At 36.1% G+C, this 23828-nt stretch carries 25 protein-coding genes; 6 read left to right on the forward strand and 19 right to left on the reverse strand.

The window, feature by feature from the left end; translation table 11 throughout:
• Positions 1–456 precede the first annotated feature (456 nt).
• The 3 genes from KDE13_RS01200 (at position 457) to KDE13_RS01210 (ending at position 1973) form a co-directional block, all read left to right on the forward strand.
• A complete protein-coding gene (locus KDE13_RS01200) occupies positions 457–1092 on the forward strand; it encodes an NAD(P)-dependent oxidoreductase (protein WP_212142635.1) in 636 nt (211 codons plus the stop codon).
• Between the two features lie 16 nt (positions 1093–1108).
• Positions 1109–1483 carry a cupin domain-containing protein gene (locus tag KDE13_RS01205; RefSeq protein ID WP_212142248.1) on the forward strand — a complete coding sequence of 125 codons (375 nt, stop codon included), beginning with the start codon at positions 1109–1111 and terminating at the stop codon, positions 1481–1483.
• A gap of 70 nt (positions 1484–1553) precedes the next feature.
• Positions 1554–1973: an RrF2 family transcriptional regulator gene (locus KDE13_RS01210; protein ID WP_212142247.1), complete on the forward strand. Its 420-nt coding sequence runs from the start codon at positions 1554–1556 to the stop codon at positions 1971–1973.
• A 1369-nt stretch (positions 1974–3342) separates the two neighbouring features.
• Here KDE13_RS01210 and KDE13_RS01215 read toward each other — a convergent pair.
• Complete coding sequence (locus tag KDE13_RS01215; protein WP_212140217.1) at positions 3343–4272, reverse strand: ribose-phosphate pyrophosphokinase; 930 nt, start codon at positions 4270–4272, stop codon at positions 3343–3345.
• A 431-nt stretch (positions 4273–4703) separates the two neighbouring features.
• The gene (mnmA, locus tag KDE13_RS01220) at positions 4704–5726 is read right to left on the reverse strand and encodes a tRNA 2-thiouridine(34) synthase MnmA (protein WP_212142636.1); all 1023 of its coding nucleotides are present in this window, start codon (positions 5724–5726) and stop codon (positions 4704–4706) included.
• Between the two features lie 33 nt (positions 5727–5759).
• Here mnmA and KDE13_RS01225 point away from each other — a divergent pair, with 33 nt between their 5' ends.
• Positions 5760–5912: a hypothetical protein gene (locus KDE13_RS01225; RefSeq protein ID WP_212142637.1), complete on the forward strand. Its 153-nt coding sequence runs from the start codon at positions 5760–5762 to the stop codon at positions 5910–5912.
• A gap of 26 nt (positions 5913–5938) precedes the next feature.
• Here the strand turns inward: KDE13_RS01225 and KDE13_RS01230 are convergent, their stop codons facing one another.
• Genes KDE13_RS01230 through aroQ form a run of 10 tightly spaced genes read right to left on the reverse strand, consistent with a single transcriptional unit; the run spans position 5939 to position 13757 of the window.
• The gene (locus KDE13_RS01230; protein ID WP_212142638.1) at positions 5939–6532 is read right to left on the reverse strand and encodes an LOG family protein; all 594 of its coding nucleotides are present in this window, start codon (positions 6530–6532) and stop codon (positions 5939–5941) included.
• A gap of 7 nt (positions 6533–6539) precedes the next feature.
• Positions 6540–7385, reverse strand: coding sequence for a flagellar motor switch protein FliY (gene fliY, locus KDE13_RS01235; RefSeq protein ID WP_212142823.1), 846 nt, complete (start codon positions 7383–7385; stop codon positions 6540–6542).
• On the reverse strand, positions 7375–8472 hold the full coding sequence (gene fliM / locus KDE13_RS01240) for a flagellar motor switch protein FliM (RefSeq protein WP_212140214.1): 1098 nt from the start codon (positions 8470–8472) through the stop codon (positions 7375–7377). The genes fliY and fliM overlap by 11 nt, the downstream gene beginning before the upstream one ends.
• A complete protein-coding gene (locus tag KDE13_RS01245; protein WP_212140213.1) occupies positions 8472–9176 on the reverse strand; it encodes an RNA polymerase sigma factor FliA in 705 nt (234 codons plus the stop codon). Before KDE13_RS01245 ends, fliM begins: the two co-directional genes overlap by 1 nt.
• Entirely contained in the window at positions 9148–9492 is a 345-nt protein-coding gene (locus KDE13_RS01250) for a hypothetical protein (RefSeq protein ID WP_212140212.1), read from the reverse strand. The genes KDE13_RS01245 and KDE13_RS01250 overlap by 29 nt, the downstream gene beginning before the upstream one ends.
• A 14-nt stretch (positions 9493–9506) precedes the next feature.
• The gene (locus KDE13_RS01255) at positions 9507–10373 is read right to left on the reverse strand and encodes a P-loop NTPase (RefSeq protein ID WP_212142639.1); all 867 of its coding nucleotides are present in this window, start codon (positions 10371–10373) and stop codon (positions 9507–9509) included.
• Entirely contained in the window at positions 10366–11757 is a 1392-nt protein-coding gene (gene flhF, locus KDE13_RS01260) for a flagellar biosynthesis GTPase FlhF (protein ID WP_212142640.1), read from the reverse strand. The genes KDE13_RS01255 and flhF overlap by 8 nt, the downstream gene beginning before the upstream one ends.
• A gap of 22 nt (positions 11758–11779) precedes the next feature.
• Positions 11780–12259: a 2-amino-4-hydroxy-6-hydroxymethyldihydropteridine diphosphokinase gene (gene folK, locus KDE13_RS01265; protein WP_212142641.1), complete on the reverse strand. Its 480-nt coding sequence runs from the start codon at positions 12257–12259 to the stop codon at positions 11780–11782.
• Positions 12256–13281 carry a M24 family metallopeptidase gene (locus tag KDE13_RS01270; RefSeq protein ID WP_212142642.1) on the reverse strand — a complete coding sequence of 342 codons (1026 nt, stop codon included), beginning with the start codon at positions 13279–13281 and terminating at the stop codon, positions 12256–12258. The genes folK and KDE13_RS01270 overlap by 4 nt, the downstream gene beginning before the upstream one ends.
• On the reverse strand, positions 13278–13757 hold the full coding sequence (gene aroQ, locus KDE13_RS01275) for a type II 3-dehydroquinate dehydratase (RefSeq protein ID WP_212142643.1): 480 nt from the start codon (positions 13755–13757) through the stop codon (positions 13278–13280). Before aroQ ends, KDE13_RS01270 begins: the two co-directional genes overlap by 4 nt.
• Before the next feature lie 85 nt (positions 13758–13842).
• Between aroQ and mqnF the strand changes: the two genes are divergently transcribed.
• Together mqnF and sppA are read left to right on the forward strand one after the other, a co-directional pair.
• Positions 13843–15060, forward strand: coding sequence for an aminofutalosine deaminase family hydrolase (mqnF, locus tag KDE13_RS01280; protein WP_212142644.1), 1218 nt, complete (start codon positions 13843–13845; stop codon positions 15058–15060).
• A complete protein-coding gene (gene sppA / locus KDE13_RS01285; RefSeq protein WP_212142645.1) occupies positions 15048–15911 on the forward strand; it encodes a signal peptide peptidase SppA in 864 nt (287 codons plus the stop codon). The genes mqnF and sppA overlap by 13 nt, the downstream gene beginning before the upstream one ends.
• A gap of 588 nt (positions 15912–16499) precedes the next feature.
• Here the strand turns inward: sppA and ribD are convergent.
• From ribD to thrB, 7 genes are read right to left on the reverse strand one after another with little or no spacing between them, the layout of a single operon-like run.
• A complete protein-coding gene (ribD, locus tag KDE13_RS01290; protein WP_212142646.1) occupies positions 16500–17573 on the reverse strand; it encodes a bifunctional diaminohydroxyphosphoribosylaminopyrimidine deaminase/5-amino-6-(5-phosphoribosylamino)uracil reductase RibD in 1074 nt (357 codons plus the stop codon).
• A gap of 33 nt (positions 17574–17606) precedes the next feature.
• Positions 17607–19256 (reverse strand): formate--tetrahydrofolate ligase, encoded by a 1650-nt coding sequence (locus KDE13_RS01295; protein ID WP_212142647.1) that lies wholly within the window; start codon positions 19254–19256, stop codon positions 17607–17609.
• Positions 19256–19672: a ribosome maturation factor RimP gene (rimP, locus tag KDE13_RS01300; RefSeq protein ID WP_212140202.1), complete on the reverse strand. Its 417-nt coding sequence runs from the start codon at positions 19670–19672 to the stop codon at positions 19256–19258. The genes KDE13_RS01295 and rimP overlap by 1 nt, the downstream gene beginning before the upstream one ends.
• The gene (gene rbfA / locus KDE13_RS01305) at positions 19665–20030 is read right to left on the reverse strand and encodes a 30S ribosome-binding factor RbfA (protein ID WP_212140201.1); all 366 of its coding nucleotides are present in this window, start codon (positions 20028–20030) and stop codon (positions 19665–19667) included. The genes rimP and rbfA overlap by 8 nt, the downstream gene beginning before the upstream one ends.
• Positions 20027–22672 (reverse strand): translation initiation factor IF-2, encoded by a 2646-nt coding sequence (infB, locus tag KDE13_RS01310; protein ID WP_212142648.1) that lies wholly within the window; start codon positions 22670–22672, stop codon positions 20027–20029. The genes rbfA and infB overlap by 4 nt, the downstream gene beginning before the upstream one ends.
• The gene (locus KDE13_RS01315; RefSeq protein WP_212140199.1) at positions 22659–22913 is read right to left on the reverse strand and encodes a YlxR family protein; all 255 of its coding nucleotides are present in this window, start codon (positions 22911–22913) and stop codon (positions 22659–22661) included. The genes infB and KDE13_RS01315 overlap by 14 nt, the downstream gene beginning before the upstream one ends.
• A 22-nt stretch (positions 22914–22935) precedes the next feature.
• Positions 22936–23820 (reverse strand): homoserine kinase, encoded by an 885-nt coding sequence (thrB, locus tag KDE13_RS01320; RefSeq protein WP_212142649.1) that lies wholly within the window; start codon positions 23818–23820, stop codon positions 22936–22938.
• Positions 23821–23828: the final 8 nt, after the last annotated feature.

The raw sequence follows: 23828 nt of genomic DNA on the forward strand, positions 1-23828 counted from the left end.
AATGGCACATTGTATTATAAAAATGCCACTTCATAATACTAATCACACCGATACTGTCGGTGCTACAAGACATAAATAAGAAAAAGATAGAATCCAAACTCAAATCGGCGGTTATATCAAGACTAGCAACACGACTTAAACAAGGTGATTTTTATAAAACCTTACAAATACAAAGTAGAGCAAGAATATAAATTTCCAAATAGAGTAAGCCTGAGTGTAAACGATATGCATTTTAATTTAATAAGATTATGTTTTCAAGTGTTTTAGCACATTTCTCTCCTAAAAATTTAAAGATTACAACAAGAAGTAAAAATATTTTGGTTGTAAATATTGACATTACAATAAAATTAAGTTATACTTCGATGTAATTAAAAATGTTACAACGTTTTAAACTAAATTCAAAAGATAAAATTTAAAACGCAAAACCTTTTTAAAACTAAATTTAAAGGATATTTAATGAAAAAAATCGCAATCATTGGAGCAAACGGCAAAGCTGGTTCAGCATTAGTCACAGAGGCTTTAAACCAAGGATATGAGGTGACCGCTATCGTTCGCAATGAGAGTTATCAAAATGACAAAACGCAGATCATCCGCAAAAATCTCTTTGCTCTAACAAAGGACGACTTAGTCAAATTTGATGTCGTTATTACCGCATTTGCAGCGTGGAGCGATGATACACGTGGCGGACATACAACAGGGTTAATACACTTAAGCGACCTGCTAAGCAACACCGACACTCGTTTGCTCGTTGTTGGCGGAGCTGGTAGCCTATACACCGATGAGACTCACGCGATTAGATTAATGGATACACCTGAGTTTCCAGCCGAGTATAAACCAACGGCAAGTGCGATGGCAGCGGGACTTGACGCACTTCGAAAACGTAGCGATGTGAAGTGGAGCTACCTATCTCCTGCGGCCGAATTTGAGCCAGATCTGCCACGCACAGGCAAGTATATTTTAGGTGGCGAAGAGTTTAAGCTAAACTCAAAGGGCGAGAGCATAATAAGCTATGCAGACTATGCTATAGCAATGATAGATGAGATAAAAAATGCAAATTTCATCCAAAAGCGTTTTAGCGTTTTGGGCGAGTAAATTTAAGGAGCAAAAAATGTCAAATTATAAGATCGTATCAATCCCAAGTGAGCCAAGAGTTGAACTAAAAAATATTCTAAGCTTAAGTGGCTGTGAAGCTACTATAAACGAACTATCAGCAAATACGAGTGTGCCTTTCGTGCATACACACAAGCAAAACGAGGAGCTTTACATAGTGCTTAGCGGAAGTGGAGTGCTTTTTATAGACGGCGATGAGATAGCCCTAAAACAAGGCGACGCTATCCGCATAGATCCAGTTGGCAAAAGGTGCTTTAAAGCTTTAGATAGTGGTATGAAATACATCTGTATCCAAGCCAAAAAAGATAGCTTAGAGCTATATACTGATAGCGATGGCGAGTTAGTAAATGATGTAAAACCAAGCTGGCTGTGATAAAATGGCGGTAAAGTCCGCCTTTATTAAATTTTTGATAGAATGATAAAAATTTAATAAACGGATAAAAATGCAAATAGGAACAAAATTTTCAATCTCAATCCATATTTTGCTCTCAGCGGCATATTTTAAGGATGATAAAGTAACAAGCGAGTTTATCGCAGAGGGCGTTGGGACAAATCCAGTCATTGTACGTAAGTTAATGAGTATTTTAAAGTCAGCAAATTTAATAATCACAAGAGCTGGTGTAGGTGGTGTTAGTTTAGCAAAAGCACCGAGTGAGATAAGCCTATATGATGTATTTGTGGCGGTAAATGAGGGCGAAAATAACCTATTTAAAATTCATAAAAACTCCCCCGCAGCATGTCCACTCGGAGGGCGTATAGATGCACTATTAACACCACATTTTAATGACGCACAAAATGCACTAAATAACGAACTAAAGGGCACAACACTACAAAATTTACTTAATGAGTTGGGAAAAAGATAAATTTTAAATTAGCTTTTAAGTATTAAATTTAATATTTTATGTATTAGCGAGAACAACCTAATAAATTTATAGATCAACACTCCGATGGTATCTCTAGCAAAAGCCGATCTATCGCTCAAAAGCTTCATAAAATACAAATTAAAAATTTATAAAGGCACTTGTAAAAAGTATGCTAAGTAGATAATGGAGTGCTTGGAGCGAGAAGTTAAAAAACTGCTCTCACTCATGAATATGAAGTTGAATGAAAAAACTAGAGCATCAAAGGTTTGTAAAATTAAAGTGATAAAGAAAATGTAGTGCATAAACACAAGTCTGTATAGATGTTCTAGGCTCTATATCTTTTAAATAAAAATCAAGTCAAAAAATTTATTTATAATAAGAATTATCAATGATAATCAATCCAAAATCAAAAAATTCTTAAGAAAATTTATATAAAAATTTTTAATATAAAAGTTATTATAATTCTCATGTAATTTGGATTTAAATGCTATTTAACAAATTTGATCAAAATCGTAATATTTTTACAAGTATTTTTAGATATAAACCTATCTCACACAAAGGAATGATTTATGTCTAAAATTTGGTTTTAGTTCAAGGCGTGTAGTCTTTAAATTTTCTAATTACAAACGATTGAAATATTAGATCCCCCAATGTCTGAATTATGCCAAACAAAAGGAGTTGTTAAATAAAAAACAATTATAGCATTTTATCGTACTAGCAACGATCGCAATAGACTGTAGTGCTTTATTTAATGTTAAAAACTGAAATACCAGCACTATAAATCAAACAAATAATAAAAATAAAAAGAATAAAAAATGGAAAATAATACAACTAATGCCGTAAAATTACTAATGGTTCATGTAAAAATAGATAATAATCTTATAGAAAAAATAGAAGATGGTATGAATTTATTACAAAGGTTTATAGATATGAAATTTAAAAATCAAATGTCAAATTTTTAAACTACATCAAATCAAAGTTGCTCAAGTTGTTGCCTTTGTTATGAATACACTAGGTGCATTTTTAAATTTCTTGGACTGCTATGATGTTGAGTATACAAAAATATATAGTCAATACGAGTATGTCTATAGACGGTGGAATGATAAATACAAAACTGATAATAATCAACACAAAGCACTTTAGAATATACTCATCAATAATAACTATCAAGAAAATATCGTTAAAAATATCTTAATAATTACAGAGATTAAACCAAAGCCTTATAAAGAGTGTTTAGCATATATATTACCAACAAATCCAGTCATAGCTTCAAAACCAATCTTGTCCGATGCGATTAAGATAAAATACACAAATTTACTAATACAACCAGCAAAATAATTTTTATTATACGACATACATCTATTAAATTTTAATTAAACAAGCTATTAACGCTCTCATTATGATAAACGCGTCTGATAACCTCGCCAAAAAGTGGGGCTACGCTTAGCACTTTTATACACGGTAATTGCTCTTTTAGTGGTATCGTATCAGTTACAACTAACTCATCAAGATAGCCTTTAGCTAAATTCTCATACGCCTTGCCACTTAAAACAGGGTGTGTACAAAATGCCATAACACTTGTCGCTCCCTTCTCTTTGAAAATTTTAGCAGCTTTTACAATAGTCCCTGCCGTGTCTATCATATCATCAACAAGTATCACGTCCTTGCCATTTACATCACCAATAACGTTCATTACTTCGCTCTCATTTGCCTTCTCGCGGCGTTTATCAACGATAACCATATCAAGATTTAGATTTTTAGCTAAAGCTCTAGCACGTGCTACACCGCCAACATCTGGACTTGCTACGATAGGATTAGGTAGATTTTTAGCTTTTACATAGTCCATAAATACGATGCTTCCATAAAGATTGTCGACTGGAATGTCAAAAAATCCCTGAATTTGTCCTGCGTGAAGATCCATCGTAACAACACGGTCAATCCCCGCTGTTTGCATCATATTTGCCACAAGTTTTGCGGTGATCGGCACTCTTGGAGCTGCCTTTCTATCCTGTCTAGCATAGCCAAAATATGGCACGATAGCTGTGATAGAACTCGCACTGCTACGTTTTAAGGCGTCAGTTAAAATGAGTAACTCCATTAAATTTATGTTTGCCGGAGAACAAGTAGGTTGGATAACAAAGATATCCTTGCCACGCACACTTTCACCTATCTGCACACTGATCTCACCATCACTAAACCGGTTGATATTTACCTCACTAAGCGGTAATGATAAATACTGCGAAATTTTCTTTGAAAGCTCAAGATTGGCTGTGCCTGAAAAAATTTTATACCCTCTCATCGTAGAAAACCTTTTATGAATTTTTAGCAATTTTACCAAAATGAGCTTAAAATTTTAAATTTAATCCCAATAAAAAAATAAATTTATAAGCTTATCTACTCAATTTTTTAAAAAATGGTGTAAAACATAATGGAAGTTTTATGATTTTTGCAAATCAAACTACGCTTCATTAATTTTTTAATTACAAGCGTAGTAAAACAAAAAATCTGCATACTAATGTCTTACTAATAATCTTATAGTTATGGTTTTAATCTTATATTTTAAGATATATTATGTAGAAGTTTGATTAAATTTTCTCTATTTGTAAATGATCAGACAATATGCCACAAAGTCTAAAAACACTACAAATACATTCACATTTGTGATTATACTTCCCTATATAACTGCGATAAATATAAAAATATTCAACCAAATTTAACCAACATAGAAGATTAAGAGACAATAAAGCCACTGCCTATAACTTTTTCACCGCTATACATTACGCACAACTGCCCCTTAGCTACACCCAAGGCATTTTCTTCTAATATCAAAGTCGCTGTTTTGTCAGTCATATTTATCTCTACCTTTGTGTGTAGTTTGGGACTGCGATAGCGAATCTTTGCCTCGCACTCAAACTCAGTTGCATCTATAAACATATTTATACTCTCTAACTTGACCTCATTTTGTATTAAATCATCCTTGCTGCCAACTACGATCTCGTTTTTATCGGCATTTATGTTTAGTACAAAGTGTGGCTTATGTGCACCAAACACCTCAAATCCACGCCTTTTACCGATCGTATAGTGCATATAACCTTGGTGGCGACCGATAATCTTGCCATTTTTATCCACTACATTGCCTGGTAGATCAGTGTTATAGTGCTTGTTTAGCACTTGTATATATGTATCTTCAACAAAGCAGATCTCACTACTTTCAGCCTGAACGCTAAACTCATATAAAACCGGTATGGACTTTGCCATCTCTTTTATATCTTTTTTAAATTTATCTCCAAGTGGAAATATCACATCTTTTAATACATCGCGTGGTACCTGTGCTAAAAAATAGCTCTGATCTTTGCTTGGATCAACTGCAGCCGTGATAAAACCATCTATCACCTGCACGTAATGCCCAGTAGCAAGCTTCTCACACCCTTGCTCTTTGGCAAAATTTAATAATGCACCCAGCTTTATAAAGCGGTTGCACAACGCACACGGATTTGGCGTTTTACCCTCCTTGTATAAATTTATAAATGGATTATAAACAAACTCATTAAATTTATCTTGAAGGTCTAGGATATGCACCTTTATGCCTAGATATTCGCCTACTTTATTTACCTTACGTATATTCTCCTCATGATAACCAGGCTTTGAGTGTAGCTTCATATAGCAACCAATTATCTCATGCCCTTGTTCTTGCAATATCTTTGCAGTCATCGTGCTATCCACGCCACCACTCATTGCAACCATTATTTTCATAACAAACCTCTTTCTTTAAAATTTGGAAATTATTTGAAAGATAACTCCGGACTTTATACAAAGCTCAAAACGCACAAACAGCAAAACCTAAAGTGCTACAAAGGTAAATTTTTGGGGATTTATAGTTTTAGCTTAGCTAAAATCTCAGTCGCATTATATCAAAAAGTTAGACGTAAAAGAAAATGAAAATTTAATATTAAAATTTATTTTTATTAATTTTTTGATATCTCATTTACTATAAATTCAAGATCATCAGTGATAGTATATAAATTTATATCACTCTCACTTATAGTTTTTTCAACTACGAGTGTAGTCTTTATAAATTTATCAAGTCCATTCCAAAAGTGTGTTCCAACGAGAAAAATTTTTACATTTTTACTACCTATTTGGGCTAGAACTAAAATCTCAAATAACTCATCAAGTGTACCATAACCTCCTGGAAACACAACAAATGCAACCGAGCTATCAGTCAGAGCAAATTTGCGTGGGTTTAAGCTTGAAAATAGATATCCAGCTGTTACATAGGGATTTGTATTTTGCTCAAATGGCAAACGCACGTTAAAGGCGATACTTGGACTTTTACCACTTTCATACGCACCTTTATTTGCCGCTCTCATTATACCATCCCCACCGCCAGTAATCACGGCAAATCCGAGCTCACCAAGTTTAAACGCAAGCTCATATGCCATTTTGCAGTATTTGTTATTCTTATCAAATCTAGCCGAGCCAAAGAAAGTTACATTTTTGTTTGTATGTCTTAAAACACTTTGAAATTTTAAGAAGTCATTAACCACATCAGTGCTCATAAACGCCCTATTTTAGTTGCTCTAATCTCTCACGCTTTGTGCCGATTTGTGTTATTTGTATACCAAAGTTTCCATCTATTATTACAACTTCACCAAGTGCTATAACCTTATCACCGATGAGAATTTCAAGCGGATCATTTGCGAGCTGATTTAGCTCTATAACTGAGCCTATATCCATAGTCAAAACATCCTTTAAAAGCATACGTTTTGAGCCGATACGCACACGTATAGGCAATCTAACATCCATTATTAGATCGATATTTCGCATCTCTTCAGAATCAAACTCACCACGTCCGCTTTGTGGCTTATTTACACTATTAGCGACTTTTGCAATTGAGGGATCTAACAACCCAGCAAATACTTTATCACAGACAAACCCAACAAATTCGTTTAAATCACCAATTTTCACATTAAATAAAAATAGCTTTTCATAGCTTGACAAGCTTAGAGTATCATTTTCACCTAAAAAATTTACACTAACTATATCAAATCCAAGCTTTGGTAACTGTTTTTGTGCTGCTATCGCCGTTGAAAAGGCACTTAATAAATTTGATATAATCTCTTTTGCTGCATCAAGTTCATCTGCACCTAAATTTTCATTACGAGAAATCGCCTCCTCGCCCATCATCCATTCACTAATAGCACTTATTAACACTGGTGTAAATAATATCTCAGATTTTGCGGCAACATCACCATTTACCATCACATTTGCCACAACGACTGGGGCCTTTATGCCATTTTGACTTGGTGCATCAAAGTCGTTACGTTCGCCTATCTCAGGAGTATTTCCAGTTAGTCCCTCTATTGTCGCTTTTAACTCATTTGAAAATATATTAAAAAACTCATTCATCATTGTATTCATTCTCTTCTTTTAAAATTTCTTCAGGTTCATATGCCATAAGCTTAGCTTTTCTCTCCTCTTCATATCGCTCTAAGATATTTTTGATCTCATCTTTATCTGAACGAATGAGCTGCTCTATCTTTATAGATTTTCTAAAGCGATGCAACCCAACCTCAGCTAAAAACATCTCTTTTTTATCAATGCTAACGATCGCTTTATCATCAGCACCACGATCAAGTCTCAGTATATCGCCCTCTTTTAAATTTAAAAACTCATTTACACTTACGATAGTCTTGCCAAGTATCGCCTCATAAAGCACCTCAGCACGTCCTATTAGCGTTTTTAGCTCCTTATTTCGACTCTTTTTTGCACTCGTTTCACCTAGCATTATATCACGATTAGCTAAGCGACTTAAAATGGGCTCAAGATATATAACTGGATAGCATAAATTTATCATTCCGCTTGAATTGCCCACGATGATCTCCATCACGACCATTATAACAATCTCATTTTGAGATACGATCTGCACAACATTTGGGCTACTCTCCTTTGCTTCAACGTTTGGATACATATCAGTTATCATCGCCCAACTCTCTTTTAAGCGTTGCATTATCATACGCAAAACTGCATCTAATAAATTCACCTCAATATCAGTCAGCTCTCTATTTGTCTCAAAATTCTCGCCCGTTCCGCCAAGCAATCTATCTATCATAGGAAATGCGATGCTTGGATTTATCTCTAAAACACAGTTACCATCAAGTGGTTTTATGGAAAATACGTTAAAACTAGTTGGGCTTGGCAAGCTCATCAAAAACTCGCCATATGTCATCTGATCGACGCTATGAAGGCGAATTTCAACGATACTACGCATAACACTTGAAATTTGAGAGGCCAAATTTCTTGCAAGCTTATCGTGTATGCCTTTAATCGCTCTTAGTTGTTCTTTTGAAACGCGGTTTGGACGTTTAAAGTCATATATAATGATCTGTTTTTGTTCGCTTTGATCGCGTTCTGGTAGCTCTATCGAACTAGCATCACCACCCTCATCTACAACCTCAAGCAGTGCATCTATCTCTTCTTGACTTAAAATATCTGCCATTAAGCCCCCAAACTTCGTCTTATTCTATCTAAAAGTCGCTTATGAATTTGAGATATTCTACTCTCACTGATCTGCATTATTTCACTTATCTCTTTTAAATTTAACTCTTCGTAATAATAAAGTTGCACGAGCAATTTATCACGATCTTCAAAACTCTCAAGTATAACTTCGATCTTTTCTATAAGATCTTGCTTTTCTACACTTGACTCAACTTCATTTTCTCCATAAAGCTCCATCTGATCGTCTATCGGAAGTAGAGTAATGATACTACTCACGCCCCTTGCTTCACGAATTTTCTCTATATCTTCGCCAAGTTTTTGAGCCAAATACTCATCATCTGGCTCATCTTCGTGGATATTAAAATACGCATCTATCTCAGAATCTATTGCTTTAACAAGCCTACGATTAGTCCTACTAACAACATCTAAATCACGCAAATAATCAAGCATAGAGCCATAAACTCGCTTCTTAGCATATCCCCAAAATGAGTCGTTTTGCTCTTTATCATATCTACGGCTTAGCTTTATCATCTCTTCAACACCGATACCTATAAGATCATTTGCATCAATATTTGACGGTAATCTCTCCTTTAAACGAAATGCCATCGCACGAAGGGCAGGCATATACTTCAAAACTATATCATCTTGCTCTTTTTTTATCGCACTTTGATAGGCATTAAGCTGCTTTTGCTTTAGTTCGTACATTATTCTTGCCTAAATTTTTATCAGCTGTTGCGACTTTTAATATCACATTTTCCATACGTTTCTCACGAATCGCGAGTTCAGAGATGAGATAATCAGCAATCTCTTCGTGTCGCTCCTTATCAAAAAATAGTTTCATCGTGCGACGAACATCAACATAGTTCATTATCACAATATGGATAACTAGATAGAAAAAAAATGTTATAAGTAGCGTATATACGAGCATATCGATAGGTTCATAGACTTTTATAAGTGTAAAAAGCATACCGATAAAAAATCCACAAACCGTAAAAAATGCTATAAAATTTTCTGCTTTCACAAACTACTCCAAATTTAAAATTGTTCTATCAAACGTTTAAAAAAGTTACCAAAACTTCGGCTACCATCATCGTCAAGCACTTTTCGTTCCAAACGATACAAAAGCTTTGATGTGATCGCTCTTATCTGCTCATTAGCCACACCATAAGGTGCGTCATCACTAAATAGCGTCCGTTGCTTTATACTCTTTGCCACGCCCTTATCATACTGCAAGTAGCCTACCATATTAAGCTTTAAATTTGATCCGATATTTGCTGCTGCCACACGTTTGATATTTTCAAAAATTTTAACTGCTTCATTTTCATTTTTTACCATATTTAAAAGCAATAGCTCACTATCTCGAAATCTAGAAACTATCTTTATCACCGCATACGCATCAGTTATCGCAGCTGGATCGGGCACGGTTACTACGATGACCTCATCGGATGCTTCTAAAAATAGCTGTGTATTTCCCCCTATGCCAGCACCTGTATCAATGATCATAAAATCAAGCTTATCAAGCTCATTGGCTTCGTTTAAAAATCTCTCATATAAGAATTGATTATTAAATTTAAGTATTTCATCACCACTTTCACCTGGAATTAGGATTAAATTTTTATTAACTGGTATTAAAATATCCCTCAACGAACACTCACCTTTTAAAACATGAAGTAGGTTTTTATTAATCCTTACGTTTAGTATCACGTCTAAATTTGCAAGACCAATGTCAGCATCAAACAATGCAACTTTATAACCATTTTGAGATAAGATATTTGCTAAATTTGCACTTATAGTACTTTTACCTACGCCACCTTTACCGCTTGTTATAGCGACAAAATGAGTACTTTTTTTGCTATTTTGAGATGCGACTAGACTTTGAAGTTTTTGAGCTTGATTAGTCATTTTGATCATCCATCAAATTTTTATCAAAACCCTCCAAAATACATTCAACTAAAAACTCACTTTTAGCCTCTATAAGATCATCAGGAACTTCTTGTCCTACACAAAAGTAGCTCACGGGCGTGTTTGTCTCATATATTAGCGAAAAAACATTGCCAAAAATTTTTGTCTCATCAAATTTAGTAACTATAAGCGTGTCGATATCTAAAAAAGAAAAGCCATTATAAATTTCTATCAGATCCTCCACTTTTGATCCAGCCGAAAGCACGAGACTTACATCTATACTAGCTCCACTATGCTTTAAAAATTTATCCAACTTATCAAGCTTTTCTTTATCATACTGTGAGTTACCAGTCGTGTCAATAAGTATAATATCACAGTAATTTAATGTCTTTATTGCACCTTTAAAGTCCTCAACTTCAATAACGTCAAGTATCGGAAGCTTCATCATCTTAGCATACTGAAAGAGCTGCTCTACCGCACCGATCCTATATGTATCAAGCGTAATAATACCTGTTTTATAGCGTTTATCTCCACTGTATGCAAACCGAGCAGCGAGCTTTGCTAGAGTTGTTGTCTTGCCTACGCCAGTTGGTCCAACAAGCATCATAATGCGTTGTTTTCGATCATTACGCTCTTTGCGACATGGTAGCATATTACGCAAAAGCGAGTAAAAATACCGCTTTACAGCAGCTGGATTTGCCTTCATTGTTGATGGTAAATTTTGTATTGTAGCGTTCATTATTGCTTCTAAATGCTCGCTTTTCATACCACTTTGTTTTGCTGCTTTATATATTGAGGCAAACTCAGGTGGAATGACTAGATTGTTGCGGTTTGGAGCTCTCTCATCCCATATCATATCAGTTATAAGCCCCAGTCTTTCGCTGATAGCACTGACTTGTTTTGCCACGTCATCTATCTTCTTATTTACGCCAATTTGCTCATCCACTGAGCGTATCTCATCAACTCCGACATTTGCTATCTCGCTTATCTCTTTTGCAGCAGCAGAGATGTTTAAAAGTACACTCTCATCGCTAAATTTATCATCAATTTTTTTATCATAAGGCTCAGGCGAAATAGTTTTTGGCTGAGATTGTGCCACGCTTGGCTTTTCTGTGATATTAAATTTCTTTGGCGGTTCGTAGTTTTGACTAAATTTAGAATAAGCATTTTCATAGCTCACAGCTTTTGGATTTGGCTTGGGCTTCATCGACGCCTCATCCTCCTCAACACTGACTAAAATTTCATAAAGTGGTTTTTTGTTTATTGTTTTAGCTTGAATTTGCTTTGTAGTAACAAGTATAGCCTTTTCTCCGCATGTCTCTTGAGCCTTTTTGAGCGCCTCTATGCTACTTTCACCAGTAAAAGTGTAAAATTTTGTTGCCATTTTGCTTTTGCCTTTTTAAACCTTATAAAACTCTCATAAGCCCAAGTGGGACTATCACACTAAGACGCTTGTCCGAACCTTTATGTGGCACGATAAGTCGCTCAGTTTTTCGCACCTTTGTGCTAAAATACAATATATCAATATCCAGCGTCCTAGGTGCATTTTTAAAGCTCCTTTTTCTACCAAATTTAAGCTCTAAACGTTGCATTATCTTTAGTGTCTCATTTGGACTTAAACTCGTTTGTAAGCTTATAACAGCGTTACTAAAATCAGCTTGAGCAGTATAGCCAAATGCCGCATTTTCAAGAATAGGCGAAACCTCAACTAGATGAAACCGCCTATCATCCATTAACACTCTTATAAACTTGTCAAATCTCTTACGTGTATCGCCGATGTTGCCACCAAGCCCTAAAAAAGCACTAAATTTAAATCCACTTTTAAAGCCAAAATATGCATGACAAAAACGGCTTTTTATCAGCCTTCTAGCTCCAACTAACTTCATAAAATTTCAGCCCCATTTTCACGCACAACGACCACATCTTCTATACGCACACCAAATTCATTTTCAAGGTAGATTCCAGGCTCTACGCTAAAAACCATACCTTTTTCTAAAATCGTCTCACTTCTAGCTGAGATGACTGGTAGTTCGTGTATATCAACGCCAACACCATGCCCTGTAGAGTGAAAAAACGCTTTAGCATAACCAGCATCAGCTATTATCTGCCTTGCTGCGTTATCTACATCTTTTGCCTTTATCCCTGCTTTAACTGTCGCAATAGCTGCCTTTTGTGCCTTTAATACAAGATCAAAGATCTCTTGCTGCTTTACGTTTTTAAAAATTTGAGTCTTTGAAAAATTAAAATCATCATCAAAACACGCCGTTCTCGTGCGATCAGAACAGTAACGATTAAACTTAACCCCTGCATCTAGCAAGAGTAAATCGCCCTTTTTTAGTCGCTTATCACTAGGAAGTGCATGGGCTTTTGCGGCATTTTCGTTTATGGCGATTATCGGATCAAAACTAAGACCAAGCGAGTTTTTCTGTCTAAATATCAAACTCGCATTAAAATGTAGCTCTCGCTCACTCATACCTTCACCATTTTCACGCACAAATTTAGCAAACTCATCAAAACACTTCGCCCCAAACCTAGCCGCCTCTTTAAGCACGGCTATTTCGCTTTCGCTCTTACAAATTCGCTTTAATTGAGAGAAATTTGACTTTGGGATAAATTTAGTCCTTAACCCTTTACTGAGTGCATCAAACTCACTCACACTCAACTCATCAGGATTAAAAACCACGTTTTTTAAGCTAAGTTTTCTTAAAAGCAATCTAGCTTCTTTTATTAAATTTCTCTGTGCTAAAAGGACGATCACACCGCTATTTACAAGCACTTTTGCTTCAAAATAATATCTAGCGTCGGTTAGAAAATACTTCACTCCATTAGCGATGATTAAAATTTCATTATCACAGCTGTATCCGCACTCAAAATATACGGCATTCTCATCCTTTAATATAGCATTCATTGCTGTGCTTGGTTGGCTCTTATCGCTTTTATCTGCTCAAAAATTTGCAACATTCCTACCATCGCTAGATGATAGCCCACAGGTCCAAAACCAACAATCACGCCCGCAGCAACTGGTGCTATCAGACTCTTTTGGCGAAACTCTTCTCTACGATAAACGTTGCTTATATGCACCTCAATAGTTGGCAGAGCAACCGCACTAAGAGCATCTCTAATCGCAATAGATGTATGTGTAAAGGCAGCAGCATTGATAATGATGCCGTCTACTTCGCCTAGACACTCTTGAATCTTATCCACTATTTCACCTTCAAGATTACTTTGAAAAAACTCAATATCTACGCCATTTTGCTCAGCTACGATCTTCATCTGAGTATGTATGTCCTCCATCTTCATCGCACCATAAATACTTGGTTCACGCACACCGAGCATATTTATATTTGGTCCTTGTATTACCATAATTTTTAATTTCTTATCCATTTTTTACCTTTTTTTAAAATGTCTCTTGATTATACATTTTAATTCCTAAATTTTTGCTACAATTACGAAAAAATAAGAGGCTAATATGCAAATTTTAAAAGCAAAATATATAATCACTTGTGACAATGATTTTAATATCTTAAAAAATAGCTGCGTTGCATTTAATAAGCGTATCGTGGCGGTGGGTAATGAGAGTGAGATGAGAGCTAAATTTAAAGATGCGGATTTTACTGATTTAGGTAATGTCGTCATTACTCCAGCCTTGGTAAATTCGCACGTTCACCTTGAATTTAGTTCAAACCGTTCAGAGTTAATTTATGGTGATTTTATAACTTGGCTTGGCTCTATTGTTATAAATGGAGCAAAAATAGCTAAAAAATGCACTCAAAATTTAATGGCTCAAACGCTTAAAAATATGATGAAAAGCGGTGTTGGGACGATAGGTGCGATATCTAGCTATGGTAAAGATTTACAGATTTTAGCTCTCTCGTCCGCTAGGGTTATATTTTTTAACGAGATTTTAGGCTCAAATGGCGAATTTGTAGAGCAAAACTTCTTAAATTTTATGCTACGCTTTAATGAAAGCGTTAAATATAAAAACGAGCATTTCACTCCTGCTCTTTCGCTTCACTCGCCATACTCTGTGCATCCAAATTTAGCCAAAAAAGCACTGAAATTTGCTCACGAAAAAGGGCTTATCGTTTCAACACATTTTTTAGAAAGCAAGGCTGAAAGGCAGTGGCTAGAAAAGGGAAACGGTAAATTTAAAGAGCATTTAAAACACTTCGTGCCTGAACCAAAGCCGATGTATGAAATTAATGAGTATTTGTCATTATTTAATGGTATTCGCACACTTTTTACACACTGTGTTTATGTGAATAACTTTACTAAATTTGATAAAGACTTACACAGCATTACACACTGCGTGGTCTCAAATAGGCTACTTGGCAAAAAGTCTTTAAATTTAAACCAAATCTCAAAGCAAGGACTTACTCTAAACATCGGCACAGATGGTCTTAGCTCAAACATAAGTTTAAATTTATGGGACGAGCTTAGAGCAGTGCTTTTAACTCACTCACGTATTGAGCTAAATAAACTAGCCAAAGCTGCATTCATAGCAGCAACAAGGGGTGGTGCTAGGGCTTTAGGGCTACAAAGTGGCGAGATAACAGTTGGTAAATTAGCCGACATTGCCGTATTTACTGCACCAAAATGTGACACCGACACTCTTTTAACTCAACTTATACTTCATACAAAACTAGCAAAAAGACTATATATAGGAGGAGAAATTTGCAAATTTTAAAGGTAATTTTTACGCCGATTTTAGCAGTATTTAAATTTATAAACAACTACTTTAAGGTGTTGATTTTTATGATGATTTTATTTGTTTTATTTGTGCCAAATAAGCCAATAACGCAACCAAATTTAGTGCGGATAGATATAAATGGAATGATACTTGATACAGATGAGATTATCACTCAGCTTGAAAAGGCTAGAGTAGATGAGAGCATAAAAGGTGTATTGCTTTACATAGATAGTCCAGGTGGTGCATTAAGCCCTAGTGTGGAGCTATTTATGCAGATATCACGATTAAAACAGAGCAAAAAAGTCATAGCTTATGCAGCTGGATCAATGACTAGTGGGAGCTACTATGCTGGGGCTGGGGCTGATAAAATTTATGCTAATCCTGGTGCATTTATTGGTTCAATAGGTGTAATTATGCAAGCTCCAAACATAAGCGAACTAGCCCATAAAATAGGCATAAGCGAACAAATTGTTAAAGCTGGAGAGTTTAAGGAGGCTGGGACATTTACAAGAGAGTGGAGCCAGATGGAGCGAAAGAGTCTACAAACGCTTGTAGATGGAGCGTATGAGCTGTTCGTAAGCGATGTCGCAAAGGCTAGAAATTTAGATATAAAAATGCGTGACGAGTGGGCAAACGCAAGAGTATTTTTAGCTAACGATGCTCTAAAAATGGGACTGATAGATAACATAGGCGGATACTTTGACGCAGTTAATGAGCTGATACGTTTAAGCGAGGTAAGTGAGCCAGTATGGCAAGAGAAGCCAAAGATAGAAAAAATTTTAGAAAATCTTACAAAAACTGGAATAAATTCACTCATAACACTATTTTTTAGTTCAAATTTAAGATAATCTCAGTGGTATCTAAAGAAAGCAGATATCGTTATATGCTATATAAACGGATAGATTGTAAAAAATTAAACGACAAATACCGCAAAATTTAGAGCAATAGCTAAAAATAGTGTGCGATATTGGCGATTAGATATGAGTGTAAGATGTCGTAGATACCACTATGAAGAAGAAATTTGGTGATAGTTGGTTAATTTTTATACTAAAGTGTAATAGGCATTGATAGTATAAGTTTATACTGCTTTAAGATAGGCTGTAAAAATTCTAATATATACAATAGCTTTAGATATGCACCTATTGTTAAATATGACAGACACGACTTAGCGACATATGGTAGGGCAGATACACAGAAACTACTTGTTTTAATTTAGTTTAAAAAGCTTAAAGCAACTAGGTGTCAAAATTCCTTGTTTGTTTACTATAGAATTTATAACTTACACTACCGCGGATAGATTACATTACAGTATTTTTGAGTTTGCTATAAAGTTAAGCCAAGAGATGATTTGGCTACTTTTATAAAAGCTAATAAACAGATATTTTTACAATGAGCTGGAAAAATTGGGCGATATATGCAGAATCTTGATAGCTATTTTACTCGCTAAGTTTATACCAAGTATAACTATCATCTCCAAAATTTCCACTAAAAATACGTTTTAAATTTAGCTTTATATGGATATTTGGTGCATCATTAAAATTTGAGCTTTGATACAAAAGTAGCCACTTTGTATTTAACTCACCTTTTGCAAACAGAGATAAAAACTCGTTTGCTCCCTCATACATAACAAGTTTTTTATCATTTTCAAGTGTTTTTGATACTCTCACTTTACGATTAGGCACGTTAAAAAGTGGTAAATTCTTATCAAATTCGCCTTCATTTTTACGTGAATATATCATCACATCAGGAGCTTTGCCATCATTAATGAGCCTAGTATCAAGTGTAGGTCGGTCGGTGCGGACAGTGTTACCACCGATGATAAGTAGCTCTATCACATCTCGTATCTTATGCAGATGAGTACGACTTTTAGCGTTCGAGATAGCACCATTAAATGCTCCATTTTTACTCAAGGCGACTTTAAGAAAGCTAAAATGTGATCTTTGCCAAGATAAAAACGGCTCTAAAAGTAGTGCTGCTTCGTCCTTGCAAACGCCAATTTTTACACTCACTCCTGCATTTTTGAGTATCTTAGCTCCACCACTTGCGATTTTATTCGTATCTTTGTGTGCTATGATAACTTCGCTAAATTTTAAAGCCAAAAAGAGCTTCGCACAAGGTGGCGTTCTGCCGTGATGAGAACAAGGTTCAAGCGTAACGTAGGCCTTCGCATCGCATAATAAGTCATCGTGATTATCAAGTATAAATTTATAAGTGAAGCTTGGTTCAAGCAAGACTTCACTAAGCTCACCAGCATTTTTAAAGGTAGTTTGAAACTCGGCATTGTATTTAGTGATAAATTTATCACTAAAATTATCACTCAACACACAAAGTGCAGAAAAAATCGCACTCGGTTCAGCGTGCAGATACCCAGCCTTTTTATGTGCCTCGCAAGATAAAATTTTACCAAATTTATCTAACACAACACAGCCAACGGCTGGATTTGGATAGGTAAGTATCTGATACTGCCAAGCCTTGTTTATGGCAAGGCTCATATAAAACTCATCACTCATTGCTACCATATCAAGCTGAATTTATCAGTTTATTTACGCAAGTCCGCTTATCTCGCCTTGTTCGTTTATACTCATATCCAAAGCCCCAGGATGTTTTGGCAGACCCGGCATTAACATTATCTTACCGCACACAGCGACTATAAATCCAGCTCCTGTGCGAATCTCTAGGTCTTTAACGCTAAATTTAAATCCCTTTGCACGACCAAGCAACTTTGCATCATCGCTGAACGAATACTGCGTCTTTGCCACGCACACAGGCAAACTCTCAAGCCCTAAGCGTTTTATGTTTTCAAGTGCCGTTAGTGCCGCATCTTCAAAGATAATCTCGCCAGCTCCATAGATCTGAGTAGCTACTTTGGTTATCTTAGTGCAAACATCATCACTCATCTCATAAGCAAATTTTAGCTCACTTGGTCTTTTGAGTGCTTTTAAGACAAAATTTGCTAACTCTACCGCACCCTCGCTACCTTTGGCAAAATTCTCGCAAACCGCCATATCAACGCCAAACTCGCGACAATACTCACGCACAAACTCTATCTCACTATCCACATCAAAGCCAAATTTGTTAAGTGCAACAACGACATTTAGTCCAAATTTCTCTTTTAAATTTTCAATATGTCCGCCAAGGTTTGCTATGCCTTGTTTTAAAGCATCTAAATTTGGATGAGTGATAGCCTCTTTATCCACTCCGCTGTTATACTTTAGCGATCTTATCGTGCTTACAAGCACCACGACATCAGGTTTTATACCAGCTACACGACTCTTAATATCTATAAATTTCTCCGCCCCAAGATCAGAGCCAAATCCAGCCTCGGTAATCACAAAATCAGCTAAATTTAGAGCAGTTTTAGTTGCAATTATAGAGTTGCAACCGTGTGCAATATTTGCAAATGGTCCACCATGAACTAGCGTCGGAGTATGCTCTAGTGTCTGAAATAGATTTGGTTTTATCGCATCTTTTAAAAGTATACAAACAGCATCCTCGCAGCCTAGATCACGAACATATATCGGCTCACCATCGCTATTAAGTGCAACCATAATATTTGCAATTCTACGTTTTAAATCGCTTAGGTCAGTTGCTAGGCAAAGTATCGCCATTATCTCACTTGCTGCGGTTATATTAAAACCATCCATCCGCTCTACACCATCAGTTCTACCGCCCTGACCAACCGTGATAAAACGCAATGCCCTATCATTCATATCCATACAACGCTTCCATAAAATTTTCTCTATTTTTAGCGGATTTTCTTGATAAAGGCTATTATCTATCATTGCTGATATAAGATTGTTTGCCGAAGTTATAGCGTGAAAGTCGCCCGTGAAGTGTAGATTCAGATCCTCCATAGGTGCAAGCTGAGAGTAACCACCGCCTGCTGCACCACCCTTTATGCCAAACACTGGCCCCAAAGATGGCTCACGAAGTGCTAGACAGACCTTTTTATTTAGCCTTTGCATAGCATCGGCTAGTCCTATTGACATAGTTGTTTTACCCTCACCAAATGGCGTTGGGTTAGTCGCAGTTACGAGTATGAGTTTTGCGTTTGAATGTTTAAATTTTGGGGTAATTTTGGCTTTAAATTTACCATAAAGCTCAATCTCATCATCTTTTAGCCCAAGCTTGGCTGCAACATTACTTATATGCTCTAATTTTGCTTGATGCGTTATCTGTATATCACTTAACATTACCACTCCAAATATGTTTTAGCTTTTTTTAAATCCATTATTAAAAACTCAAATACTCCATCATCATTTTGTACGGCAATACTCTCATCATTAGCCTTTACAAGCCTACCAGCCATTTTTATCTCGCTTGTTTGTATTTTTATAAGTTCACCAATACTAGCCTTAAAGTGTCTTGGCTTAACTAGTTTTCGCTCAAGCCCAGGCGAGCTAACCTCAAGATTATAATCTCCAGAAACTGGCGGAGTTACATCAAATATAGGAGAGAGCAGACGACTTACCTTTTCGCAATCATCTAAACTCACACCGCTATTTTTTGTGATGTAAATTCTATATATTGCTCTACCGTTTTCATTTGTTATCTCAGTGTCGTAAAGCTCTACGCCACACTCTTTTACAAGCTCATTTAAGTTATCCATCTTTATTTAAATCCTTTGAAATTTTATCAAAAAGGCTATCCATATGATTTTGATACTCTAATCTATCATCAAATTTAAAGTGAAAATTTGGACATCTATACCAGCCTTCTGCTGCCATACAGTGGTTTTGTAAATGACGAGTAACCCGCTTAAGATGGTTTAGCACATACTTTTGCTCAAGCTCATCAAATGCCATCTTATCAAGATAGACAAAGGCATCATATCTACCCTTCTTACACTCAACATCGGTAACACAAAGCCCTTTTAACATACTATCTTCAAGTGTAGCAAGGGCTTCTGGTATTAACTCTTTTAACACGCTCTCTGTTCGCATAAGCTTTATCTCAGCTGCGTTCATAAATTTACTTGCTCCTCGATTTCTTTAAAGCTCTCAATATAATCATTCTCACGTAAATCATTGTAACCTTCTATGCCAACTCCGCACTCATAGCCCTTTGCCACCTCACGGACGTCATCTTTAAAGCGTTTTAGTGAGCTTACAGTGCCCTCATGCACAACAACACCATCTCGTATCAAGCGAATCTTTGCACCTCTATTTATCGTGCCTTCTGTTACGATACAGCCAGCGATTGCACCAACCTTTGGAACATGTATAACTTGGCGAATTTGAGCCTGTCCGAGCTGCTCCTCACGTATAATCGGCGACATCATGCCACTAAGAAGCGCTTTAACATCATCAATTAGATTATATATAACATTATACGTTTTTATCTCTACACCACTCTCTTTAGCCTTCTCTTTTATCTCACCAGTTGGGCGGATATTAAAGCCTAGTATCACGCAGTCCTTACTAGCACTAGCTAACGAGACATCACTTTGAGTGATACCACCGACACCCGAGTGTATAATATTTACCTTTATCTCATCGTTTGCAAGTTTATCCAAACTTGCTTTTAATGCCTCTAACGAGCCACCAACATCCGCTTTTATGATAACCGGAAGAGTTTTTAACTCACCCTCAGCGATCTTTGCACTAAGCTCATCAATGCTAACTTTTGTTGATTTACTAAGCTCTTTTTGGCGAATGTATTCGGCTTTTTTCTGTGCGTATTCACGTGCCTCTTTATCAGTTTTTACGCCAATTAGTGTCTCTCCAGCCTCAGCTATCTCGCTAAGCCCAACTATAACGCCACACTCTCCTGGCTTTATCTCTTTTAGTGGACGACCTTGATCGTCTAGCAAGCTCCTTATCTTGCCATACGCCACACCAGCTACAACTGTATCACCAACACTAAGTGTGCCATTTTCTACGATGATAGTAGCTACTGGACCACGACCCTTTTGTAGTGAGCTTTCTATCACGGATGCCTTTGCACTTGCCTTTGGATTTGCTTTAAGCTCTAAAATTTCAGCCTGTAAAAGCACTATCTCAAGCAGATCATCTATGCCCATGCCAGTTTTTGCAGAGATCGGTACAAACTCATAGTTACCGCCCCATTCAGTAGGCATTATATCAAGCTCAGCCAAACCCGTTTTTACTAAATCTGGATTAGCCGCCTCTTTATCCATCTTATTTATCGCTATTATAATAGGCACACCAGCCGCCTTAGCATGAGCGACTGCCTCTTTAGTCTGTGGCTTAACACCATCATCAGCTGCGACCACAATGATAACGATGTCTGTTACGCCAGCTCCTCTTGCACGCATAGCAGTAAATGCCTCATGGCCTGGTGTATCAATAAAAGTGATATTTTTGCCATTTTTGTTTACCATATATGCACCAACATGCTGAGTGATGCCACCAGCCTCACCTGAAGCTACACGCGAACTTCTGATATAATCAAGAAGTGAAGTCTTGCCGTGATCGACATGACCCATTATAGTAATAACTGGAGCACGAGACTGTAAATTTTCATCGTCTTTTATCTCTTCTTCATAAGCTGCGACATAGTCAAATTCATGCTGTTCGTCAATGATATTTACATCAACATTAAACTCATCAGCTAAAATTTCTATCGCATCTTCATCTAAAAAGTCATTTTTCGTTGTCATCATACCAAGCATAAAAAGTTTACCTATGATCTCGCTTGGCTGTTTATTTAATTTTTCTGCAAACTCATATACGCGTATCTCTTTTGGTATATCTACTGACGTTACAACTTCATTATTTTGCTTATTTTCAGGTTTTTTATGTTTTTTACGAGATCGACGCTGAATGCCACCTTCGCCAAATGGGTTAAATGCGTTATTTTGCGACTGCTTCATCACGTTTGGCTGTTTTGCCTTTTGTATAGGTTGAGGTGCTGGTGTTTTAAACGTAAAATCAGGCAATACAACAACATCTTCATCTTCTAGCACTATGTCGGTAAAATCGCCACCTCCGAGCAGATCCATCTTTTGTGCATTATCTTTTTTAGTAACCATATTTGGTTTTTTATCTTTTTTCTTTTTACGAGCTAAATTTTCATCAGCATTTGCAAACATTGATTTTAGGCTATTTACTTGTAGATTTTGAGCATCGTTTGCATCGTTATCTTCACGCCTAGGGTTAACTACTGGAGTATTTATGTCTTTTTTCTTTTTTACTATAACTAGTCCGCGACGTTTTTGACTTGCATCAGCTAAACTCTCTGTAGGTTTTAACTGCTCTTCTTGTAAATTTTCTTCTTTTTTTAGCTCTATTTTTGGTTCAGATTTTTCTAAATTTATATCTTGTTTTTTTTGCTCTTTGGTAGAGTCTTGTTCTTTTGGTTTAACAGGCTCTTTTTTACTCTGTTTTAAACTATTTTTATCAGTATATAAGCTCTCATCTTTTGCTATTTTTGGTGCTTTTTTAGGCTTTGATTCTACTTTTTTCTTTTTAAATTTATCTGGTATAACGCCACTTTGAACGTATTCGTATATGGCTTCAGCCTCTTCAAAGCTCACCGCATTTGAGTGAGTTTTTACCTTAAGTCCTAGCTCCTGAGCCTTTTCAACTATCTCTTTACTTGGGTAGCCAAGCTCGTTTGCTATCTCTGAAATCCTAACATTGCTCATCTAAGAGTTTCTCCTTTAAATTTGACGCTTCAAAGATCAAAGCACCTTTTGTATATCTTTGAATGACTTTTTTGAGCGTCTTTTCATCTTTTTTTAAACACTCATCACAGATATAAAAACTGCGTCCATCACCCCTGCCAAACTCTATCTTGCCGTTTATCACTCGGTATCTTTTAAGTAGATGTTGGGATGTTTTAAGCTTACACGAAATACACATTCTTATGGGGCTATTTTCTTTCATTATATCTTTTTTTTTCTTTTTTTTAGCTTTGTTTAAGCACAAAACCATCATTATCAAATGAAAAAATTTCAACTCTAAAACTATTAAATTTTTTCACAAGTTTCTCTTTTAATTTTTTAGCGTCATCCTCATAGGCGATATTTAAAAAACTTGAGCCAGAACCAGATAGTGAGCTCATAATCGCACCATTTTCATAGGCTAGTTTTCTCACTTCAAAAAGCTCACTAAGTGTGTTCATACGGTGTTCTTCGTGCATCATATCCTTGCACGCTACACGTAAAAGATCATACTTTCTTGCACTAAAGCAAGTCGCCAAAAATGCTGCGTGAGCTAGGTTATTCACGCACTCTTTTATAGTATAATTTTTCGGCAAAATTTGACGCGAAGCTACCGTTCTCATTGGTTTATTTGGTATCACAACAACTGCTTTTAAACTCTTATCTATATCAACTTTATTTACATAAACAAAGTTATTTTCAATTATTGCACTCACAAAACCACCAAATACAGCAGGAGCGATATTATCTGGATGGTTTTCATAGGTCAACGCTCTATTTAGTATAGTTTGCTTATCTACCTTAAATCCAGTCATAGCGTAAGCACTAGCAATCGCACTGATTATTACCGCAGAGCTTGAGCCAAGACCGCGAGAAAATGGGATTTGATTATTAAAAACTATACGAAAATTCTCATTTTTATTAGTTAGTTCAGTAAAAATTTCATTAAAAATATTTATAAAAAGATTATTACGTTTAAGCTTTGGATTGTCATTACCTTCACCTTTTATACTAACACTACTAAATTTAGACAGCTCTATACTAACTTCATTAAAAAGTGCTATACTAAGCCCCAAAGCGTCAAAACCCGGACCTAAATTTGCACTGGTTGCTGGAACTATTATATTCAAAATATCTC

This window comes from Campylobacter anatolicus, assembly GCF_018145655.1.
GTDB lineage: Bacteria > Campylobacterota > Campylobacteria > Campylobacterales > Campylobacteraceae > Campylobacter_A > Campylobacter_A anatolicus.